This is a genomic window from Bacillus sp. AFS053548, assembly GCF_002575105.1.
GTDB lineage: Bacteria > Bacillota > Bacilli > Bacillales > Bacillaceae_G > Gottfriedia.
Map to the genome: position 1 here is coordinate 1 of NZ_NUHI01000033.1, position 22635 is coordinate 22635.

General features: G+C 33.6%; 26 protein-coding genes. 25 read left to right on the forward strand and 1 reads right to left on the reverse strand.

The genetic code is table 11. The features are described from left to right. Window positions 1-499: 499 nt before the first annotated feature. The 9 genes from CN946_RS17525 (at window position 500) to rsmI (ending at window position 7548) form a co-directional block, all read left to right on the forward strand. Window positions 500-688, forward strand: coding sequence for a sigma factor G inhibitor Gin (locus CN946_RS17525; RefSeq protein ID WP_098429651.1), 189 nt, complete (start codon window positions 500-502; stop codon window positions 686-688). A gap of 337 nt (window positions 689-1025) precedes the next feature. Next, window positions 1026-2444: an aminotransferase class I/II-fold pyridoxal phosphate-dependent enzyme gene (locus tag CN946_RS17530; RefSeq protein ID WP_098862329.1), complete on the forward strand. Its 1419-nt coding sequence runs from the start codon at window positions 1026-1028 to the stop codon at window positions 2442-2444. A 12-nt stretch (window positions 2445-2456) separates the two neighbouring features. Further along, the gene (gene tmk / locus CN946_RS17535; RefSeq protein ID WP_098862330.1) at window positions 2457-3089 is read left to right on the forward strand and encodes a dTMP kinase; all 633 of its coding nucleotides are present in this window, start codon (window positions 2457-2459) and stop codon (window positions 3087-3089) included. Between the two features lie 211 nt (window positions 3090-3300). Beyond that, the gene (holB, locus tag CN946_RS17540) at window positions 3301-4296 is read left to right on the forward strand and encodes a DNA polymerase III subunit delta' (RefSeq protein ID WP_098862331.1); all 996 of its coding nucleotides are present in this window, start codon (window positions 3301-3303) and stop codon (window positions 4294-4296) included. A 3-nt stretch (window positions 4297-4299) separates the two neighbouring features. Further along, window positions 4300-5127, forward strand: coding sequence for a PSP1 domain-containing protein (locus tag CN946_RS17545; protein ID WP_098862332.1), 828 nt, complete (start codon window positions 4300-4302; stop codon window positions 5125-5127). A gap of 12 nt (window positions 5128-5139) precedes the next feature. Continuing rightward, window positions 5140-5499 (forward strand): DNA replication initiation control protein YabA, encoded by a 360-nt coding sequence (gene yabA, locus CN946_RS17550; RefSeq protein WP_069033942.1) that lies wholly within the window; start codon window positions 5140-5142, stop codon window positions 5497-5499. 184 nt (window positions 5500-5683) lie between these two features. Continuing rightward, window positions 5684-6424: a tRNA1(Val) (adenine(37)-N6)-methyltransferase gene (locus CN946_RS17555; protein WP_098862333.1), complete on the forward strand. Its 741-nt coding sequence runs from the start codon at window positions 5684-5686 to the stop codon at window positions 6422-6424. Further along, entirely contained in the window at window positions 6411-6677 is a 267-nt protein-coding gene (locus CN946_RS17560; protein ID WP_098862334.1) for a GIY-YIG nuclease family protein, read from the forward strand. The genes CN946_RS17555 and CN946_RS17560 overlap by 14 nt, the downstream gene beginning before the upstream one ends. After that, window positions 6673-7548 (forward strand): 16S rRNA (cytidine(1402)-2'-O)-methyltransferase, encoded by an 876-nt coding sequence (rsmI, locus tag CN946_RS17565; protein ID WP_098429654.1) that lies wholly within the window; start codon window positions 6673-6675, stop codon window positions 7546-7548. Before CN946_RS17560 ends, rsmI begins: the two co-directional genes overlap by 5 nt. Window positions 7549-7654: 106 nt before the next feature. Here the strand turns inward: rsmI and CN946_RS17570 are convergent, their stop codons facing one another. Next, a complete protein-coding gene (locus tag CN946_RS17570; RefSeq protein WP_069033946.1) occupies window positions 7655-7939 on the reverse strand; it encodes a transition state genes transcriptional regulator AbrB in 285 nt (94 codons plus the stop codon). Window positions 7940-8241: 302 nt separating this feature from the next. On the opposite strand from CN946_RS17570, the gene metG reads away from it, so the two are divergent. From metG to CN946_RS17650, 16 genes are all read left to right on the forward strand, one after another. Next, complete coding sequence (gene metG / locus CN946_RS17575) at window positions 8242-10218, forward strand: methionine--tRNA ligase (protein ID WP_098862335.1); 1977 nt, start codon at window positions 8242-8244, stop codon at window positions 10216-10218. Window positions 10219-10642: 424 nt separating this feature from the next. Beyond that, window positions 10643-11413 carry a TatD family hydrolase gene (locus tag CN946_RS17580; RefSeq protein WP_098862336.1) on the forward strand — a complete coding sequence of 257 codons (771 nt, stop codon included), beginning with the start codon at window positions 10643-10645 and terminating at the stop codon, window positions 11411-11413. Window positions 11414-11599: 186 nt separating this feature from the next. After that, window positions 11600-12808, forward strand: coding sequence for a resuscitation-promoting factor (locus CN946_RS17585; protein ID WP_098862337.1), 1209 nt, complete (start codon window positions 11600-11602; stop codon window positions 12806-12808). A 140-nt stretch (window positions 12809-12948) separates the two neighbouring features. Continuing rightward, window positions 12949-13503: a ribonuclease M5 gene (rnmV, locus tag CN946_RS17590; protein WP_098429641.1), complete on the forward strand. Its 555-nt coding sequence runs from the start codon at window positions 12949-12951 to the stop codon at window positions 13501-13503. Continuing rightward, a complete protein-coding gene (rsmA, locus tag CN946_RS17595) occupies window positions 13503-14378 on the forward strand; it encodes a 16S rRNA (adenine(1518)-N(6)/adenine(1519)-N(6))-dimethyltransferase RsmA (RefSeq protein WP_098862338.1) in 876 nt (291 codons plus the stop codon). Before rnmV ends, rsmA begins: the two co-directional genes overlap by 1 nt. A gap of 190 nt (window positions 14379-14568) precedes the next feature. Beyond that, a complete protein-coding gene (gene yabG, locus CN946_RS17600; protein WP_069033952.1) occupies window positions 14569-15447 on the forward strand; it encodes a sporulation peptidase YabG in 879 nt (292 codons plus the stop codon). Window positions 15448-15651: 204 nt separating this feature from the next. Next, complete coding sequence (gene veg, locus CN946_RS17605) at window positions 15652-15921, forward strand: biofilm formation stimulator Veg (RefSeq protein ID WP_097979271.1); 270 nt, start codon at window positions 15652-15654, stop codon at window positions 15919-15921. Window positions 15922-15985: 64 nt separating this feature from the next. After that, window positions 15986-16201, forward strand: coding sequence for an alpha/beta-type small acid-soluble spore protein (locus CN946_RS17610; protein ID WP_098862339.1), 216 nt, complete (start codon window positions 15986-15988; stop codon window positions 16199-16201). 183 nt (window positions 16202-16384) lie between these two features. Further along, window positions 16385-17254 carry a 4-(cytidine 5'-diphospho)-2-C-methyl-D-erythritol kinase gene (gene ispE, locus CN946_RS17615; RefSeq protein ID WP_097979270.1) on the forward strand — a complete coding sequence of 290 codons (870 nt, stop codon included), beginning with the start codon at window positions 16385-16387 and terminating at the stop codon, window positions 17252-17254. A gap of 53 nt (window positions 17255-17307) precedes the next feature. Then, the gene (gene purR, locus CN946_RS17620) at window positions 17308-18150 is read left to right on the forward strand and encodes a pur operon repressor (protein ID WP_098862340.1); all 843 of its coding nucleotides are present in this window, start codon (window positions 17308-17310) and stop codon (window positions 18148-18150) included. A 51-nt stretch (window positions 18151-18201) separates the two neighbouring features. Then, window positions 18202-18573 (forward strand): RidA family protein, encoded by a 372-nt coding sequence (locus CN946_RS17625; RefSeq protein WP_098429637.1) that lies wholly within the window; start codon window positions 18202-18204, stop codon window positions 18571-18573. Window positions 18574-18782: 209 nt separating this feature from the next. After that, window positions 18783-19073, forward strand: a complete 291-nt coding sequence (gene spoVG, locus CN946_RS17630; RefSeq protein WP_056474486.1) for a septation regulator SpoVG — start codon at window positions 18783-18785, stop codon at window positions 19071-19073. 141 nt (window positions 19074-19214) lie between these two features. After that, window positions 19215-20573 carry a bifunctional UDP-N-acetylglucosamine diphosphorylase/glucosamine-1-phosphate N-acetyltransferase GlmU gene (glmU, locus tag CN946_RS17635; RefSeq protein WP_098862341.1) on the forward strand — a complete coding sequence of 453 codons (1359 nt, stop codon included), beginning with the start codon at window positions 19215-19217 and terminating at the stop codon, window positions 20571-20573. A 44-nt stretch (window positions 20574-20617) separates the two neighbouring features. Beyond that, a complete protein-coding gene (locus CN946_RS17640; protein WP_098862342.1) occupies window positions 20618-21571 on the forward strand; it encodes a ribose-phosphate diphosphokinase in 954 nt (317 codons plus the stop codon). Between the two features lie 103 nt (window positions 21572-21674). Then, entirely contained in the window at window positions 21675-22238 is a 564-nt protein-coding gene (pth, locus tag CN946_RS17645) for an aminoacyl-tRNA hydrolase (RefSeq protein WP_069033958.1), read from the forward strand. A gap of 90 nt (window positions 22239-22328) precedes the next feature. Then, the gene (locus CN946_RS17650) at window positions 22329-22562 is read left to right on the forward strand and encodes an anti-sigma-F factor Fin (RefSeq protein ID WP_056474476.1); all 234 of its coding nucleotides are present in this window, start codon (window positions 22329-22331) and stop codon (window positions 22560-22562) included. Window positions 22563-22635: the final 73 nt, after the last annotated feature.

Here is a 22635-nt window from a genome sequence, read left to right on the forward strand (position 1 = left end):
CTATTAGGCTGATGTTTTTTTTGTATTTATAAAAATAAATATAAAAATATTTAATAAATCAAAGTAAAACTATGTGAAACTTGATCAATGTATTTAATCAAAGCTAATTTCACTGATACTTCACTTAAAGGTCCCTTGGCTTAAGTAGCAGTTCTTTCGAGGCATGGGGTTACCTTATATGGTAATGAGCACCGCACAGTAAGGCAGGCGAAGTAACGAAGAAAACGAGCGTTTGGCGGCTAGTCTGAGACAACAAACGAATTATAGTCCTTTTATAGTAGTTAAAAGGAACAAAAGTAAGATTAAAACAGGAAAGTAGTATCATGTTAGAAAAAAATATTTAAAATATAGAGCACAAAATTAGAACTATTTTCATATATTACAAAAAAATAGGCCCTAAATTGTATAAAAAGTTTTTAATTTGCAAAACTATATAATAAACAAAATTTTTTAATCAATCGTAAATTGCACTGGAAAAACACTTAGAGGAGGAAAAAAGGTGAATGGTTTATCAAAATGTATAGTTTGTGAAGAAAAAAAGGAAAATGGCATTCATATTATTGAAGCATTCGTATGTGAAGAGTGTGAAAAGAAAATCGTAAAAACTGAAACAGATGCACCTATATACAATTCCTTTGTAGAGAAGTTAAGATGTATTAGTACGGTGAAAGAAGAAATTGCGAATTAGAGGCTAGCATAAGCGTAATAGACTAATAGTAGTAGTCTAATAAGTTTTTGTAAGTTAAAATAAGATATAAAGTGAAGGACCGATTCTATATACAGGTACCTCTGCCATAATTTATTACTGTTTGGTCACCCCTTTAGTGACTGGGCCTTTAAGTAGTGGAGAGAACTTGTAAATATAATCGGTTTTTATATTGTCTATAAAATATAAGATTTCGAATTAGGCAGTTGTATAAAATGTCGAAAAGTATGTTTGGAATGTTTAATTTAAAACTTAACAAAAATATACTAATATAACGATACATACAAATAAATTGCGTAAATTAAAGGAAGAGTTATTGATGAATAAAATGCCATTAGTAAATGCACTGAAACAGTTTGTAAATAAAGAAACAATATCTCTACATGTTCCAGGTCATAAAAATGGAAAGCACACTTTTATAAATGAATTAGGATTACCAAATATATTAAATTATGATGTGACGGAATTAAATGGCTTAGATGATTTACATTATCCTTCAGAGGTAATTAGCGAGGCTCAAAAAATGTTAGCGAAAGTATACAAAGCAGAAGAAAGTTTCTTTTTAGTAAATGGATCAACTGTGGGTAACCTAGCTGCAATTTTAGCGTTATGTGGCGAAAATGACGAAGTATTGGTACAACGCAATTGTCATAAATCAATTTTTCATGGTCTTTTACTTGCCGGAGCAAAGCCTATATTCTTGCCATTAGATATTGATGAAGAGCTAGGACAGCCACTTGGGGTAAACAGTGAGCAATCTATGGATGTAATAAAAAATTATCCGAAAGCAAAAGCAATAATTTTAACAAATCCTAATTATTATGGAATGTCTCAGAATTTAAAAAATATAATTGAGTTCGCTCATAGTATGGAGATCCCAACGATCGTGGATGAGGCACATGGAACACATTTTATAATCGGGAATCCTTTTCCAAATGATGCTCTCTCTATGGGTGCCGATATTGTCATACAATCAGCGCATAAAACTTTGCCTGCAATGACAATGGGGTCATATTTACATATAAAATCAAAACTTGTTTGCAAAGATAAAGTAAGAGAAATGCTGAGAATGCTACAAAGCAGCAGTCCCTCTTATCCAATTATGGCTTCCTTAGATTACGCAAGGAGTTTTGTCGAAACATTTTCTCATGATAGGGTGAAGATACTTCAAAAGAAAATTGCCGACTTTATTAAAGAAGTTAATGATTTATCTAGTATACAAATTGTTACATCAAGTCGAATAAACTATTCACAAGATTTACTAAAAGTAATCGTAAAAAGTAAAAAAGGACATACCGGTAAGCAATTACAGGAAATATTTGAAAATGAGGGAATCTATTCTGAACTATCAGATTGGGGACATGTTTTGTTCATCCTTCCGCTAGATGAAAGAATGGATTTTAATGACCTTATTAATCGAGTAAATAAAGCAACTGAATCTATGGCTTATATTGAAAATAAACAACCTAAGCTTAATGTACCTAATTTTACCAGTACAGTGTTACATAGTTACGCTGACTTAAAGAAAAAAAGGAAGTTGGTAAAAGATTTGGCAGATTCAGTAGGAGAAATCTCTGCAGAAAATATTGTTCCTTATCCACCAGGAATTCCGATTTTACTAAAGGGTGAACTAATTACTACTAAGCATGTTGATTATATTCATGATGTATATCAATATGGAATGACGATTCAAAATTTGATTGAAGATAAAAATTTACAAATTGAAGTATTGATTTAGGAGGAAACACACTTGAAATCTTTATTCATTACATTTGAAGGACCAGAGGGTGCAGGGAAAACAACAATTATAAATATGATATCAGAAGAACTTCGTAAAAGAAGTGTAAATTTTATATCCACTCGAGAACCAGGTGGTATACGGATTGCTGAAAGTATAAGAAATATTATATTAGACACAGAGAATATTGAAATGGACAAACGTACGGAGGCACTACTTTATGCTGCGGCAAGGAGGCAGCATTTAGCAGAGAAAGTAATCCCTGCATTGGCAGAAGGAAAAATCGTGTTGTGTGATCGATTTGTAGATAGTTCGCTCGCATATCAAGGTGTCGGTAGAGGGATCGGAATAGATGAAATTTATAATATCAATCAATTTGCGATCGATGGTTTAATGCCTGATTTAACAATTTACTTTGATTTAGACCCTAAAGTTGGACTAAATAGAGTTCACCAAGCAGATGAGAGAGAAATCAATCGACTGGATTTGGAAGAACTAGATTTTCATTTAAAAGTTCAAAGTGGATATGCTGAAATCATGAAGAGAGAGCCATGGCGCTTTAAACGAATTGATGCATCAAACCAGGTCGATCAAGTATTTAATGATACTTTAAAAGTCATTTTAGAAAAAATAGAAGAAATTTAATTATTTACAAAAATTGATTACATGAACAATAACATGACGGAACTGTTATAATAGAAGTAGGGATACATTCGAAACTTAACTAAAAATTACTTGCATCTATTTGAAAAATGTAGGCCAAAAGTTAAGCTGAAGTAATTTATAAAACGATTAAAAAAAACAATACAATTTAAATATATCATTGATTAATTTATAGATATGAGTAGGTGTAAACATGAAAACATCTTGGGAGAAACTAAGCGAGCGTCAGCCAGTTGCCACAAAAATGTTAAAAAATGCAGTAATTAAGAACAGGGTAGCTCATGCTTACTTATTTGAAGGCCCAAGAGGAACTGGTAAACGCGAACTTGCATTATACTACACAAAAGTATTACTATGTGAGAATGTAAGTGGCGCTACACCTTGTGGAACTTGTCGTAATTGTAAGCGTGTCGATTCTGGTAATCACCCAAATGTTTATGTAATTGAGCCCGAAGAAACCTCAATAAAGAAACATCAAATTCAACAATTACAAGAAGAATTCTCTAAAACAGCTGTTGAATCGAATCGGAAAATTTATATAATAGATCATGCTGATCGAATGACGACAAATGCAGCTAATTCATTATTGAAGTTTTTGGAAGAGCCGGTCTCAATTACAACTGCATTTTTATTAACTGAACAAGTACAACAAATTTTGCCAACGATATTATCTCGCTGTCAATCAATCCATTTTAATCCATTACCAACAAAATACTTTGAAGAACATTTAGTTAATATCGAGCTCCAATCAAACTTAGTACCATTATTAGCAAGATTAACAAATAGTGAGGCAGTTGCACTTCAAATTGCTGAAGAAGAATGGTTTGCACAAGCTAGAGATTTAGTGATAGAATTATATGAAGCATTATTAACGACAAAAAAAGATAGTCTTCTAGTCATACAACAAAATGTTTCTCGTCATTTTGATACGAAGGAACAGTTACAAATGATGCTTGATATGCTTGTATTAGCCTTTAAAGATATGCTATATATATATGCTGAGCAAGATCAAAATGTTGTTTTTAAAAATGAAGAGCCATTAATGAGACAAGCATTAAATCGTATTTCATTAGAGAAAATAACAACTTGTTTAGAAATCATCCTTTTTGCTAAAAAGCGATTAACATCCAACGCAAATATGTTAATGGTTTTAGAGCAAATGATTATAGAGCTACAGGAGGGATTGTAGATTGTGTACGAAGTAGTCGGAGTACGTTTTAAAAAAGCTGGTAAAATCTATTATTTCGACCCAGATGGATTAGCAATCCCTAAAGATACTTTTGTCATCGTTGAGACGGTGAGAGGGATTGAATTTGGAAAAGTAGTTGTACCTAATAAAAAGGTCGGAGAAAATGACGTAGTCCTTCCGTTAAAAAAAGTTATGCGATTAGCTGATGAGCATGATCGTATGATTGTTGAAGAGAATAAACAATCAGCTAAAGAAGCTTATGAAGTTTGTTCTAGTAAAGTTATGCAACATGAACTAGATATGAAATTAGTTGATGTCGAATATACATTTGACCGAAATAAAGTCATCTTTTATTTTACAGCAGATGGTAGAATAGACTTTAGAGAATTAGTAAAGGATTTAGCTGCAGTATTCCGTACTCGAATTGAATTAAGACAAATAGGAGTACGCGATGAAGCTAAAATGCTCGGTGGGATTGGGCCTTGCGGTAGAATGTTGTGTTGTTCAACGTTCTTAGGTGATTTTGAACCAGTATCCATTAAAATGGCTAAAGATCAAAACCTTTCTCTTAACCCGGCGAAAATTTCAGGACTTTGTGGCCGATTAATGTGCTGCTTAAAATATGAAAATGACGAGTATGAGGCTGCAAAAGAACAACTTCCAGACTTAGAGGATATCATCAAGACAGCAGAAGGTCCTGGAAGAGTAGTAGGATTGAACATCTTAGAACGAGTTATTCAGGTAGAATTGATCAAAAAAGAACGCGTTGTGGAGTATACCCTAGATGATTTAATTCACGAGGGAGTCGTGTCAATACAAACCACAGATTAAGAGGTGGTAAGATTGGACAAGAAGAATATATTCTTATCTCTTTCCAATATGGAAGAACAAATTCAAGATTTATCAACACAGCTTAGTGATTTAAAACAATATATTGCTGAGCTACTAGAAGAAAATCACTATACGAAAATTGAGAATGATCACTTACGAGAAAGATTAGGTCTAAATAAACGTATAGAAGAAAAAGAACAAATAAAAGACTCAAAGAAGAAAAAGGTACAAAAGGATAAGGATCTTGGAGAAGGCTATGATAATTTAGCAAGATTGTACCAAGAAGGTTTCCATATTTGTAATCTACATTATGGAAGCGTACGTCATGGTGAGGACTGTCTGTTTTGTTTATCCTTCTTTGATAAAAAGTAATGGTAGGCTATTCCGGAAGAAGCGAGCGATTACCTTTTTAGAAATCAGCTATTAAATAAGCTGTTTAAAAAGGTAAAGTGCGCAGGCTTCAAATGGAATAGCTTCTTTTTATGCATTGCTAGTTAATTGTTAGACAATTAGGCAATGCTAAAAGATAATATTGGTATGAATTTGAAAGGAACTAATTATGCTTAAAGGTGACGAACGCTTAGATTACTTATTAACCGATGATATGAGAATTATTCAAAGTCCATCTGTTTTTTCATTTTCATTAGATGCAGTTCTTTTATCTAATTTTACATATGTCCCGATCCAAAAAGGTACAATCGTTGATTTATGCTCTGGAAATGGAGTTATTCCGTTGATGTTACACCGAAGATCTAAAGCAAATATAATAGGTGTAGAAATACAAGAGAGACTGTATGATATGGCTAAAAGAAGCATTGAATATAACATGTTAGATGAAAAAATATCAATGATTCATGACGATTTAAAAAATGCACCAGATAAAATAGGTAGAGAATTTGTAGATGTTGTTACGTGTAATCCACCATACTTTCAAGATATTCCGACTTCTGAACAGAATATGAATGAGCATTATGCAATAGCGAGACATGAGCTTAAAACGAATTTAGAACAAGTAATCAACGCAAGTAAACAACTTTTGAAGCATGGTGGAAAATTGGCGATGGTTCACCGTCCAGGACGTATGTTGGATATTGTTACAACAATGCGTAAACATGGTATCGAGCCGAAAAGAATTCAGTTTGTTTATCCAAAAATGGGTAAGGAAGCAAATACACTTCTAATTGAAGGTATTAAAGGTGGCAAAGCTGACCTTAAAATTTTGCCTCCGATTTACGTATATGAGGAAAATAACGAGTATACGGCTGAGTTAAAGGAAATTCTATATGGAAGATCATAAACACTATTTATATGTGCTAGAATGTTCAGATACAACTTTCTATGCAGGGTATACAACAAATATTGAGCGTAGAGTAAAACAACACAACGATGGAAAGGGTGCAAAATATACAAGGGGTAGGACACCTGTAAATTGTATATTTTTTGAGGAGTACCCAACTAAAAGAGAAGCAATGCAAGCGGAATACGCTTTTAAGCAATTATCAAGAGAAAACAAAGAACGATATATGAGAGGAGGAACGAGTAATGATTAAAAGTCAAAAGAGCTTCTTGAATGAAGAATTAGGCTGTCTTTATTTAATACCAACCCCTATTGGTAACTTAGAAGATATGACGTTTAGAGCGGTACGAATACTAAAAGAAGTAGATTATATTGCAGCGGAGGATACTCGTAACACGAAAAAGCTTTGTAATCACTTCGAAATACCAACCCCTTTAGTGAGTTATCATGAGCATAATAAAGAAAAAGCAGGATTAAAACTTGTAGAAGACTTGAAACGAGGATTAAAAGTTGGATTAGTAAGTGATGCTGGAATGCCGTGTATAAATGACCCAGGTTATGAGCTTGTAAAACTTTGTTTAGAAGAAGGTATTTCTGTCGTTCCTTTACCTGGCGCAAATGCTGCCTTAACATCTTTAATATCATCTGGACTACCTACTGATTCGTTTTTATACATAGGATTCTTATCACGCCAAAAGAAAGATAAGAAGAAGCAGTTGGAACCGTTAAAGGGGCAACGTAGTACAGTCATTTTATACGAGTCTCCACACCGTTTAAAAGAAACACTACACGTTATTCTTGAAGTATTAGGTGACAGAAGAATTGTCCTTTGTAGAGAATTAACAAAGAAGTTCGAAGAGTTTTTACGTGGGACAGTTAGTGATGCAATAGACTGGGCAACGAATGAAGAAGTACGCGGAGAGTTTGTAGTTGTTTTAGAAGGGGCATCTGAAGAGGATGTGAAAAACAATGAGGAGTGTTGGTGGCAGGAACTAACTATTAACCAACATGTCGATTGGTACATAAATGAAAAAAATGAAAAAAGTAAAGATGCAATAAAACTTGTTGCGAAGGATCGTTCATTAAATAAAAGGGACGTCTACGCGGAATATCACGAAATTTAATAAGGTTTAAAAATGAAGTTAGGCTGCCTAATTTATTTGTAATTCTCTACTCATTTTTACTAGCTTTTATTTAGAGAATGCAATTAAAATAGGCAGCCTCTTCAATTTAATTATTATCAGCTATAAATTGTTCAATCTCGAATTTTAGAAGTTCTGCGCCTTTTTTACTTAAAACAATTTTGCCATCAGCAACCTCAAGATTATTTTGAGAAATTTCTCCCGTCATCATACAAGTCATATTTGGTTCATACTTTTTTAGGATAATTCGATCATCCTGAACAAATATTTCAAGTGTGTCTCTTTCAGTGATATTTAGTGTTCTTCTAAGTTCAATTGGAATTACTACACGGCCGAGCTCGTCTACCTTACGGACAATTCCTGTAGATTTCATAATTAATCCTCCTATATAAAGTTTTTATGAAAATAAATGTACTATGTAGTCCAAAAGATAGAGCTACATAATGCTACAATGCCAAAATGGGTTAATTAAAGAGAAAATGTATGTATATTTACGAGAAATAATAGAAATAGATGTTACTATTGTGTAAAATTTAACTTATAAAATAAGTATGAAGTTGTAATAGTAGATGGGGATATGCAGATAACTCATTTTTCATTTTATAATGAAATGCAAAATCATGCGAATAATTTAGTGTCAATATTTAGAAATTTTTGAAGGAGGATTTTTGGTCAATGAGTAATAAAACTTTTTATATCACAACCCCAATATATTATCCGAGCGGAAAATTACATATAGGTCATGCTTATACGACTGTTGCTGGGGATGCAATGGCTAGATATAAAAGACTTCAAGGTTTTGATGTTTTTTATTTAACGGGTACAGATGAACATGGTCAAAAAATTCAACGAAAAGCTGAGGAATTAAATGTCTCACCGCAAGAATACTTAGATGATATCGTTGTTGGAATTAAGGACCTATGGACAAAATTAGATATTTCCTATGATGACTTTATCCGTACGACGGAAAGCAGACATAAAGAAATTGTTGAGAAGATTTTCAAGCAATTACTTGATCAAGGTGATATTTATTTGGACGAGTATGAGGGTTGGTATTCTGTACCGGATGAAACATACTATACTGAAACACAAATTGTTGATCCTTTATATAATGAAGAAGGAAAAATTATTGGTGGAAAGAGTCCGGACAGCGGTCATCCAGTAGAGCTGGTTAAAGAAGAGTCATATTTCTTTAAAATGAGTAAATATGCTGACCGATTACTGAAGTATTATGAAGAAAACCCAGAATTTATTCAACCTGAATCAAGAAAAAATGAAATGATTAACAATTTCATTAAACCAGGATTAGAGGACTTAGCTGTCTCACGTACTTCATTCGATTGGGGAGTAAAAGTACCTGGTAATGCTAAACACGTAATTTATGTGTGGATTGACGCTTTATCTAACTATATTACAGCTTTAGGATATGGTTCAGATAATGAAGAAAACTATAAAAAATATTGGCCAGCGAATGTTCATTTAGTTGGTAAAGAAATTGTACGTTTCCATACGATATATTGGCCGATTATGTTAATGGCATTAGACTTACCATTACCTAAAAAGGTCTTTGCTCACGGATGGTTATTAATGAAAGACGGCAAGATGAGTAAATCAAAAGGTAATGTTGTAGATCCAGTAGTATTAATCGACCGATATGGCTTAGATGCTCTAAGATACTACCTATTACGTGAAGTTCCTTTTGGATCAGATGGTATTTTTACGCCTGAAGGATTCGTTGATCGTATTAATTTTGATTTAGCGAATGATCTAGGTAATTTATTAAACCGAACAATTGCAATGATCCAAAAATATTTTGATGGTAATATTCCTGCAGTTAATGGAACAGTAACAGATTTTGATGAAAACCTTCAACAAGTGGCAAAGAACACGAAGGAAACTGTGGAAGCAGCAATGGAAAATATGGAGTTTTCAGTTGCATTAACAAATATTTGGCAGTTCGTTAGTCGTACAAACAAATATATTGATGAGACACAGCCGTGGGTACTTGCTAAAGACGAAAGCCATGTACAAGAACTAGCTTCGGTAATGGCACATTTAGCTGAATCTTTACGTCAAGTTGGGATTTTATTAAAACCTTTCTTAACTCAGACTCCAGCGAAAATTTTCACACAGTTAGGACTAGTTGATGAAAAGATTCTTTCATGGGATAGCCTAAATGAGTTTGGAGCAATTCAAGAGGATACGAGAGTACAAAAAGGTGAACCAATTTTCCCACGTTTAGAGACAGAGGTTGAAGTTGCATATATTAAAGAACAAATGCAAGGCACTGTAAAACCAGTGGTAGAAGAAAAAGTGGAAGAAACTGTTCCTGAAATTACAATTGATGAATTCTTTAAAGTTCAACTAAAGGTTGCTGAAGTAAAAGAAGCTGGTGCAGTAAAAGGAGCAAAAAAACTTCTAAAACTTCAATTAGACTTAGGAAATGAATCAAGACAAGTTGTATCAGGTATAGCGGAATACTATAAACCAGAAGACTTAATTGGTAGAAAAGTGATCTGCGTAACGAATTTAAAACCTGTAAAGCTTAGAGGAGAACTATCCGAAGGGATGATCCTTGCAGGAAGTATTGAAGGTAAGCTATCACTTGCAACAATTGATCAATCATTACCAAACGGTACTATTATTAAATAATGTTACTAGGAAAAGTATTTCGTGTAAAAACTAACATGAAATACTTTTCTTTTTTGATTTGTTTTACTAAAATAATTGTTGTATTGTGCAGAAAATTGTAAAAATATCATAAGAATCACAAATATGATAATAATTTGTTGATTTATGGCAGGTGTTAACAAGTTATTGTTAGAAAATGTCACTATATGAAGAAAATATTACAGATTGATTACAATAGTAAACTGAAAAAATTATCAGAATTTTGTTTTAAAAAGTAAGAAAGTCTTGATATAACATGGAATTAATTTAAAACATCTTTAAAAATTTATTAGAAATTGCTTAATTTTGACCATTTCTTTTTGTAACGGAATTGTTAACTGTGCGTTAGGTAAGAAATTTTACGGTATGCTAGACTAAATCTCAGATGAGCAAAGGGGAAGTAAAAATGCTTTTTGATACACATGTACATTTAAATGCAGATCAATACAAAGAAGACCTTGAAGAAGTAATTAGTAGAGCTTTGGAAGCAGGAGTTGTTCATCAAGTAGTTGTTGGCTTTGATCGACCAACAATTACGAAAGCTATGGAATTAATTGAGAAGTATGATTTTCTTTATGCAGCTATTGGCTGGCATCCAGTTGATGCAATTGACGCAACCGAAGAAGATTTTGAATGGATTAAGGAATTATCAAAGCATCCTAAAGTAGTAGCAATTGGTGAAACTGGATTAGATTACTACTGGGATAAATCTCCAAAAGAAATCCAAAAAGAAGTATTTCGCAAACAAATTCAATTAGCAAAAGAATGCGGACTACCGATTGTTATTCACAATCGAGACGCAACAGAAGACATTGTAACCATTTTAAAAGAAGAAAATGCATCTGAAGTAGGTGGCATTATGCACTGCTTCGGCGGAAGTGTGGAAACTGCAAAAGAATGTATTAAAATGAACTTCTATATTTCATTAGGAGGACCAGTTACATTTAAGAATGCAAAAAAACCAAAAGAAGTAGCGACAGAGATTCCGTTAGAAAATCTATTAATCGAAACGGATTGTCCATACTTAACACCACATCCGTATAGAGGAAAAAGAAACGAACCTAGCTATGTATCACTTGTTGCTGAAGAAATTGCACATTTAAAAAACATATCAGTTGAGGAAGTTCAAAAACGAACTTTCGAAAATGCGTGTAATATTTTTCAGATTAACAAATGATCTCATGAACTAGTACGAATACATAAAATTCGTCACAGTTCACGTATGAAGAGTTGAAGAATTTGTCGAAAGAAAACTCTTCTACTTCTAAATCTAGTAAACATACATTCAGTAGAGTAGAAGCACTAGTTAATAGGTTTGGAGCTAGTCAATCTTTTTTCTCAGGCGAAAAGGAGGAGTAAAATCGTGATAGACGCGAATAGGTTACTTTCTAGACTTGGGAGTAGTAAAAAACTAGCAGTACAACTTGCAGGAGCTTTAGTTTTCACTGGATCAGTAGGTACAGGAGCATATGAGGGACTTAAAGAACAAGTAACTCTTGAGGTAGACGGGAAAGAACAGGTTATTCAAACACATGCAAATACTGTGGCTGAATTATTAAAAGAACAAAATATTAATATTACGAATGCAGATGAAATATATCCGTCAGCCAAAACGAAAATATCAGATGATATGGATATTACAGTTCATTTAGCGAAACCTGTTAAACTTACGATCGATGGGCAAGAAAAAGTCATTATGACAACTGCTCAAACGGTAAAGGAATTATTAGAGGAACAAAAAATTAAGACCAATCCTGATGATGTTATAATGCCTGCACTGTCAACACCGTTAGAGGAAAATGGTAAGGTATCTTACGAAAAAGCATTCCCTATGGTTTTAAATGACGGAGGAGTTTCTAAAAAAGTATTTGCAACTTCGACTACTGTCGCTGACTTTTTAGAAAAGCAGAACATTACATTAAACGAATTTGACCGAGTTGAACCAGGTGCCGGCGAAATGATCAAACCAAATGATGCAGTTCGAGTTATCCGTGTCGAAAAAGTCAACGATGTGGTGGAAGAGCCTGTAGATTTTAAAGAAAAAGAGCAAAAAGATTCTTCTATGTATAAGGATGAATCTTCGGTCATTTCAGAAGGTGTAAAAGGACTTGTTAAACGTAACTTTGAACTGATTAAAGAAAATGGTAAGGTAGTTTCTAAAACACTAGTTGATGAAACTATTTTAAAAGAACCAGTTGATCGAGTAGTTGCAGTTGGAACAAAGTCTGTACCTACATCAAGTGCATTAGTAAAATCTAGTGCGCCAAAATCAAGTAGTAAGGTAAAAGAAATGTATGTTGAAGCAACTGCATATTCACCTTACGATGCTGGGATGTCTGGTGTAACAGCTTTAGGTATTAATGTTCGTAAAAATCCTAACACAAAACTGATTGCAGTTGATCCAAAAGTGATTCCTTTAGGATCTAAAGTTTGGGTTGAAGGATATGGCGTTGCTATTGCTGGTGACACTGGTGGAGCAATTAAAGGCAGAAGAATCGATATTTTAATGCCTACAAAAGACGATTGTTTTGATTTTGGTCGTCGTACTGTAAAAATTCGTATTATTAGCTAATATTTTTAAAATAGATCGTTGTTTGAATGAAAGTAGAAGGATAAGTCCTTCTGCTTTTTTTTATACTACTTTTAAGAGAGTATGAAGTTTTATTATCCTTATGGTATGATTACATATACTTGTATTGGTTGGAGGAACAAATGAAAATTAAAGAAATCATTGTTGTTGAAGGTAAAGATGATACGGCGGCAATTAAAAGAGCTGTGGATGCAGATACAATTGAAACAAGTGGTTCTGCTATAAATAAGGATACTTTAAAATTAATAAAGCATGCTCAGGAGACTCGAGGAGTTATCGTATTTACAGATCCTGATTATCCTGGACAACGCATACGCTCGATTATTAAAGAACATGTACCAGGATGTAAGCATGCATTTTTACCAAAGGAAGAAGCTGTTCGTTCAGGTAAAAAAGGATTAGGAATCGAGCATGCTACTAGAGAATCTATTCGAAATGCTTTAATTCATGTTAAGCAGGAATTTATCGAAGTTGAATCTGAAATTACAAAGGAAGATTTAATAGATGCCGGATTAATTGGACATCCCAAATCAAGTGAAAGACGAGATAAACTTGGTAAAATTCTTAATATAGGTTATACAAACGGTAAGCAACTAGAGAAAAGACTGCAAATGTTTCAAATCTCAAAAGATGAATTTGGGCAAGCAGTAAAAAAAGTTTTAATGGAGGAAAAATAATGAAGGATATCGCGACACCTAGTCGAACGAAAGAAATATTAGCCAAGTACGATTTCTTCTTTAAAAAAAACTATGGTCAAAATTTCTTAATTGATACAAATATACTAGAAAACATTGTAAGTTATGCAGATTTAACTGAAGAAAGTTGTGCAATTGAAATTGGGCCGGGAATTGGGGCATTAACTGAGCAAATTGCAAAGCGAGCTAAGAAAGTATTAGCTTTTGAAATTGATAATAGACTAATCCCAATCTTAGAAGATACACTTTCACCATATGATAATATACAAATCGTTAATGAAGACGTACTAAAGGCAGACGTTGAAAAAGCGATTAATGAGTATTTGCCCAATGAGTTAGATATAATGGTAGTCGCAAACTTGCCTTATTATGTAACGACACCAATTATCATGAAGCTATTAACAGATGGTTTACCAATCAGAGGAATTGTTTGTATGTTGCAAAAAGAAGTGGCTGACCGTATCGCCGCTAAGCCGGGAACAAAGGATTATGGTTCACTATCAATAGCAATACAGTTTTATACACATGCTTCAACTGTTATGACTGTACCTAGAACAGTCTTCATGCCACAGCCAAACGTTGATTCTGCTGTTATAAAGCTAGTAAAACGTGAAGAACCAGCTGCAGAGGTAATTGACGAATCATTCTTTTTTGAAGTCGTTAGAGCGAGCTTTGCTCAAAGACGAAAAACATTAAATAATAATTTATTAAATAACTTTTCTCATCTAAAAAAGGATAAAGCAATACTTGAAGCTTGTCTTCTAGAGGCAGGTATTGAAGGAACAAGAAGAGGAGAAACTTTATCAATTCAAGAATTTGCCACATTAAGTAATAGTCTATATAAACAAGTAAAATAATAAAAAGATGATTATAAGCTAATTTGCCAACTAGTTTGTAATCATCTTTTTTATTTGATAACTTATTTTAGTTCTGATGCCCTACAAAAGTTCAATAAACCTTCTTTTCACCCTTTGTTTTGTCCATACATAATCTAAAAAAAGAGAGCGAACTCGTAGTGTACTTAAGCAATTTTGGAGGGGAAGGCATGTGAATATTAATGTAGGGGATATAGTAGAAAGAGCATCTTATAAATATGACCTAGTTTTTCGAGTAGTGGAGGTAAAACAAATCGGGGATGAAGTCATTGCTGTTTTATATGGTGACGATTTTCGTTTAATTGCTGATGCGCCTTTATCTGACCTGCGAGTAATCATTGAATCAGAGTATCGAGAAAAAGGTAAAAGATCATCTGTTCAAATTGAGGAAAACTACAAACTATTTAAAAGAGAAGCTTTGGAGCAAAAAGAAAAAAGAAGATTTCAAGCAACAAATGGATATAGAACAGATGTAAATCTTTTTCAAATACCAGGTCGGGTTCTTCACATCGATGGAGATCCAATATATTTAAAAAAATGTCTTGAAATGTATAATAAGATGGGTGTCCCTGTTGAGGGAATCTATTGTAAGGAAACAGAATTACCAACAAAAATTGGTTATTACTTAGATCATTATCGTCCCGATATACTAGTTATAACAGGTCACGATGCATACACAAAGGCAAAAGGGGTTGTTACTGATATAGAAGCTTACAGACATTCAAGATATTTTGTCGATGCTGTAAAAGAAGCGCGAAAAAAGGTTCCATCTTTAGACCATCTTGTAATTTTTGCTGGGGCATGTCAATCACACTTTGAAGCGATTATACGTGCAGGAGCAAACTTTGCAAGCTCACCAACTAGAGTAAACATACATGCATTAGATCCCGTTTATGTAGTTGGAAAGATAAGTTTCACATCATTTATGGATCGAGTAAATGTTTATGAAGTCGTTCGTAATACAATTACAGGTGAAAAGGGACTAGGTGGAGTAGAAACAAAAGGAATTTTAAGAACAGGGCTACCTTTCCAATCGATGGAAGAGGAGTAAGGAAAAGATTTTCTACATTAACGAGAGAACTCGTATGTAGAAAATCTTTTTTTGTTTTCATACATAAATTTTCAGATTTTCACAAATAATAATCGGGTGTTGCAAAAAAATATTGACATGTAACCAGTATCGTTGGTATAATTTTATCTTTTTTTGACTTAGTTTACATAAGATGGTATACTTGTCATAGTGAGGTGGTATGAAATGGCAAAAAAATTATCTGAAATAAAGGATACTTTAGATAGTCATGTTGGACAACGACTTACATTGAAAGCAAACAGCGGACGTAGAAAGACTGTGGAACGTTCCGGTGTATTAGCAGAAACATATCCATCCATATTCGTAGTACAATTAGATCAAGAAGAGAACACATTTGAACGCTTATCTTTTAGTTATGCAGATATTTTAACAGAAACAGTTGAATTGTTTTTCTGTGATGACCATACAAGTGGACTAATGGCGAATGGGCAGTAGAATTCTCTACTGTCCCTTTTCTTTTTATTATTCATGAAATTAAACAGATTTACACATACTAATAATGTCGAAGTGGAAAAAGGGGGTTGCTTTTTTTTTGGGTAGAAGAAAAAGGGGTATAATGTCACAGAGCTTTAAAGAGGAACTTGCAAAAGATCTTGGTTTCTATGAAGTCGTTCAAAAAGAAGGCTGGGGAGGCATTCGAGCGAAGGATGCCGGCAACATGGTTAAAAGGGCAATCGAATTAGCTGAGTTACATTTATCTAATAAGCAACAATAAACAATCTTCACTTCGACAAGCAAATTTGTCTACACATCAAACCGAAGCTAAATGCTTCGGTTTTTGTGAATCTTCTAAAAGAAAATTTACTGATCTTGCTCTCTTTCATTGGGGTACATTTTTCTTATGAGTTAATTATGATACAATAGCAAAAAAGTAAGTGTTCATAAGAAGGTGAAAATAGTGAAATTAATGGTGAAGGCTCCTGCGAAAATAAATCTTTCATTAGACGTAGTAGGGAAAAGAGGCGACGGTTATCATGATGTTAAAATGATCATGACAACGATCGATTTAGCCGATCGAATTGAATTAGAGCTTATTCAAGAAGATAAGATTGTCGTTACATCACACAATCGTTACGTGCCAGATGATCAACGTAATTTAGCTTATCAAGCTGCGATGCTACTCAAAGAAATGTTCGGAGTAAAATTAGGAGCGCATATTTTTATTACAAAAAATATTCCTGTTGCTGCTGGTTTAGCTGGAGGTAGTTCAGATGCTGCTGCGGTACTAAGAGGTCTAAATAAGCTTTGGAATTTAAATTGTTCGTTAGATGAATTAGCGGTAATTGGTTCTAAAATCGGGTCGGACGTATCATTTTGTGTTTACGGAGGAACAGCTATAGCTACAGGTCGTGGTGAAAAAATTGAACATATTGATACCCCACCACCTTGTTGGGTTATTTTAGCAAAACCAACACAGGGCGTTTCAACAGCAACTGTTTATCAAAAGCTTAAATTAGATAATATTCAACATCCTGATGTAGATCGTATGGTTAATGCCATTTCGAATAAAAATTACGACGATATTTGTCTGTCATTAGGAAATGTATTAGAAACAGTTACACTGCAATTACACCCTGAGGTTGCAATGATTAAGGATCAAATGAAACGTTTTGGTGCAGATGCTGTTTTAATGAGCGGAAGTGGTCCAACAGTATTCGGATTAGTTCGCCATGATTCTAGGATGAATCGTGTTTATAACGGATTAAAAGGTTTCTGCGATCAAGTATACGCCGTTCGGATGTTAGGTGAAAGGGAAAAACTTGATTAAAAACGAATATTATTATAAAATTTTTATAAAATATTCGTGATTTGAGGTGCTGCATGAAAATTAGAAGAAGCTCTCGTCTTGTAGGTATGACACACTATTTGTTGCACCATCCACAACAATTAGTATCATTAACATTTTTTGCTGATTTATATGCGTCTGCTAAATCATCAGTAAGTGAAGATTTAGGTATTATAAAGCAGACGTTCGAACAGCAAGGAATTGGGACACTAATGACTGTGCCAGGAGCAGCTGGTGGCGTAAAGTATATTCCTAGTATTAGTAATCAAGAAGTAAATACAGTAATTGAAGAATTATGTGATCTACTTCAAAAACCAGACCGAGTTTTGCCCGGTGGATACTTATACATGACTGATATATTAAGCAATCCTAACTATGTTAATAGTGTAGGCCGTATGTTTGCATCAATATTCAGTAATCAAAAAATAGATATCGTTATGACAATCGCAACAAAAGGAATTCCTTTAGCATATGCTGTTGCAAACTTTTTAAATGTACCAGTTGTAATTGTTCGTCAAGATAACAAGGTTACGGAAGGATCAACAGTAAGTATTAATTACGTATCAGGTTCTTCAAAACGTATACAAACAATGTCATTAGCAAAAAGAAGCATCGAGGCAGGTTCAAATGTTTTAATTATCGATGATTTTATGAAAGCTGGTGGAACGGTTACTGGTATGAAAAATTTGCTTAAGGAATTTCAGGCAAATGTTGCAGGAATTGGTGTATTAGTTGAGGCAGTAAATATTGAAGAAAGATTAGTTGAAGATTATATATCACTTGTAAAGTTATCTGAGGTAAATGAAAGAGAACAGCTTATTCGAGTTGAAAGAGGCAATTTCCAAGAAGAATCATTTATTAAAACTGAAAGCTTATAATCATTTAATAGATAAGCTAAATGTATATAATGAAGAAGGGGAAGATACATAATGCAATTAATTCATACTGATCATGCACCAAAAGCAATTGGACCATATTCTCAAGCAATAATCGCTAATGGATTATTATACACTTCTGGACAAATTCCATTAACAGTAGAAGGAAATATAGTAGAAGGTGGAATTGAGGAACAAACCAAGCAAGTATTTGCCAACCTTAAGGCTGTTCTAGAAGAAGCCGGAACAGACTTATCAAAAGTTATTAAAACAACTGTATTTTTAAAAGACTTAACAACTTTTGTTGACTTTAATGCTATTTATGAAGAGTTTTTCAATGAACACAAGCCTGCAAGAAGCTGTGTCGAGGTTGCAAGACTACCTAAAGACGTATTAGTAGAGATCGAATGTATCGCAGTAGTATAAGACCAAAACCTGAAATTATTTTCAGGTTTTTTTTTATATTCATTAAAATTCAATTAAAATATTCCGATAAATAAGTTGAGGACATTAATTTAGTAAACATTTGTAAAAATTAAATAATTTAAATAAAAAATTTTCCAAAAAGAAGGAAATTATTGATAATTGTTGAAACTTACTAATTATGGTTTAAGTTGATAAAGGTGGTGAACAAGATGGAAGTGACAGACGTAAGACTACGCCGCGTAAACACGGAGGGTCGTATGAGAGCTATCGCATCAATTACATTAGATCATGAATTTGTTGTTCATGATATTCGCGTAATCGATGGTAATAACGGTTTATTTGTAGCAATGCCAAGTAAACGTACTCCGGATGGAGAGTTCCGTGATATCGCTCATCCGATTAACTCTTCAACTCGTAGCAAAATACAGGATTCTGTATTAGCTGAATATCACCGTGTAGGTGAGTTGGAAGAAGACTTTGAAGAAGCAGGTGCTTCTTAAAAATATGACCAAAAAGAACCCATTAATGTATAATGGGTTCTTTTTTTATGGTATAATAAAATGGATGTATTTTGTGGAAAAATATTAAAATTAGCATTTTGAGCTACCAGGTATAGGTATTTAGATTGATGGAGGATGACTATGTCAAATAAATATGCGATTGTTCTAGCTGCAGGAAAAGGTACTAGAATGAAATCAAAATTATATAAAGTACTTCACCCTGTTTGTGGGAAGCCTATGGTTCAACATGTTGTAGACCACGTAATGTCAGTTGGTGTACAAAATATTGTAACTGTTGTAGGTCACGGAGCGGAATTAGTTAAAACACAAATAGGTGATCATAGCGAATATGCTCTACAAGCTGAGCAATTAGGTACTGCACATGCTGTTATTCAAGCAGCGCCAATGTTAAAGGATAAAGAAGGAACTACTTTGGTAATATGTGGTGACACACCATTAATTTCACCAGAGACAATTCAAGCATTATTCGATGAGCATGAAAGATTACAGGCAAAAGCTACAATTTTAACAGCCCATCTTGAGGATTCAACTGGTTATGGTAGAATAATTAGGGGCGAAAATGGGTCTGTAATAAAAATTGTTGAGCATAAGGATGCAAGTCCAGAAGAGCTAACAGTTCAAGAAATCAATACAGGTACATATTGCTTTGATAATAAAGCATTATTTGAAGCCTTAAATGAGGTAAACAATAATAACGCTCAAGGTGAGTACTACTTACCAGATGTTATTGAGATACTAAAAGCAAAAGGCGAAATAGTAGCTGCATATAAAACAGCAAATTTCGATGAAACATTAGGTGTAAATGATCGATATGCATTATCTATTGCAGAATCAATCATGCGCAAAAATATAAACAAAAAGCATATGTTGAACGGTGTAACAATTATTGATTCTGCTAGCACATATATCTCTGCAGATGCAAAAATTGGATCGGATACAATTATTTACCCTGGTACAATGATCTATGGAAATAGTATAATTGGAACGGGTAGTACAATTGGCCCAAATACTGAAATTATCGATAGTGAAATTGGTAATGATACAAGTATTAAACAATCAGTTGTACATGAAAGTAAAATCGGTCATTCAACTACAGTTGGACCATTTGCTCACATTCGTCCGGCATCAACATTAGGTGATGAAGTTCGAATTGGAAACTTTGTTGAAACTAAGAAAGTTACTTTTGGCAACGGAAGTAAAGCATCTCATTTAAGCTATATTGGTGACGCGGAAATTGGTCAAGGTGTTAATCTTGGCTGTGGCTCAATCACTGTGAACTATGACGGTAAAAATAAGTTTAAAACAACAATCGAGGACAATGTCTTTGTTGGTTGTAATTCAAATTTAATTGCACCTGTAACTGTGAAAAAAGGTTCATACATTGCAGCTGGTTCAACGATTACTGATGAAGTTCCAGAAGATTCACTAGCAATTGCAAGAGCAAGACAAGTGAACAAAGAAGGTTACTATAAAAATTAATTATAGATAAAAAGAAAAGAAAAAAAGCGGAGGGTACACGAAACATGCCTAATCATTATCCAGACAAGCATTTAAAAGTATTTACTCTAAACTCGAATCCTAAATTAGCTGAAGAAATTGCAAAACACATTGGTGTAGAGCTTGGTAAATGTTCGGTTTCTCGTTTTAGCGATGGAGAAGTGCAAATTAACATTGAGGAAAGTATCCGTGGTTGTGATGTATTTATCATTCAGTCAACTAGTTTCCCTGTAAATGAAAGTATTATGGAATTATTAATTATGATTGATGCTTTAAAACGTGCATCAGCAAAAACAATTAACATTGTAATTCCTTACTACGGTTACGCTCGTCAAGATCGAAAAGCTCGTTCACGTGAGCCAATCACATCAAAGTTAGTTGCAAATCTACTTGAAACTGCGGGGTCAACTCGAGTGATTACACTTGATTTACATGCTCCACAAATTCAAGGATTCTTTGATATTCCGATTGATCACTTATTAGGTGTACCTATCCTTTCAGATTACTTTAGAAAAAAACACCTTGAAGATATCGTAATTGTTTCTCCTGACCACGGTGGAGTAACAAGAGCTCGTAAAATGGCAGATCGTCTAAAAGCTCCGATTGCTATCATTGATAAACGTCGTCCAAAACCAAATGTTGCTGAAGTTATGAACATCATCGGTAATATTGATGGTAAAACGGCTATCTTAATTGATGATATTATTGATACAGCGGGTACAATTACACTTGCTGCTAATGCATTAGTAGAGCATGGTGCAAAAGAAGTATATGCATGTTGTACACACCCTGTATTGTCTGGACCGGCAATTGATCGTATCGAAAACTCTTGTATTAAAGAACTAGTTGTAACAAATTCAATTTGTCTTACTGAAGATAAAAAGACTGATAAACTTGTTGAATTATCAGTTGCTGGCCTATTAGGTGAAGCGATTATCCGTGTATACGAAGAGCAATCAGTAAGTACTTTATTTGATTAATATAAAAATTACATCTTTGCTTTGAAACTTATAAGAGGACGTAACCAGAAGTGGTTACGTCTTTTCGTAATATAACCAAGTGAATTAGAATGGAGGATAATAAATGAAGTTGTTTGTAGGATTAGGCAACCCAGGTAGAGAGTATGAAAGAACGCGACATAATATTGGCTTCATTGCGATCGATGAATTAGCTCACCGATGGGGCTTTTCATTAACCCAACAAAAATTTAATGGTATTTATACTTCAGGAATTGTGAACGGAGAAAAAGTTTTCTTGTTAAAACCTTTAACATATATGAACTTGTCAGGTGAATGTGTAAGACCATTTATGGATTATTTTAATATTGATTTAGAAGATCTTGTCGTTCTTTATGATGAAATGGATATTCCAACCGGAAAGCTTCGTCTTCGTACAAAAGGAAGTGCTGGGGGGCATAATGGCATTAAGTCATTAATTCAGCATTTAGGAACACAAGAATTCCAACGTGTTCGAATTGGTGTAGATCGTCCATCAAATGGGATGAGTGTCGTAAATCACGTATTATCAAACTTTTTTGAAGAAGAAATTGCTGAAGTAGTTGATGGTGTTAAAAGAGCCGCAGATGCATGTGAATATTTTTTAAAGCATTCTTTCGTGGATGTAATGAATCAATATAATAAAAAATAAAAAAACAGGAATTTAAGCTTTCACATTGAATAAGTATAGTTAGTACAATCCATACTGTATATATGAATTTTATGTAGTATGGAGGAAGTAATGGAATTATTAGATTGTCAGTGTCGGTATTGTAGTAAACAAATGGGTAGTATTGAAAAACAACAGTTGTTACAAGTTTCATCTTCGTATTGTCATTCTTTCGATGAAGAATTAAGCGATTTTGTAAATTTTATTCAATCTCCTAATCAAGTAATTTATATTGTGTGCGAGGATTGCGAAATGACTCTTTCTGAGTTTCCACATTATCATGAATATAAGAATTTCATAAATTAAATTGCCTTTGGTTTATAACTGAGGCGTTTTTCTGTTTTTTTCTAGACTCTGTTAAGATGAAGTGTGTTTATCT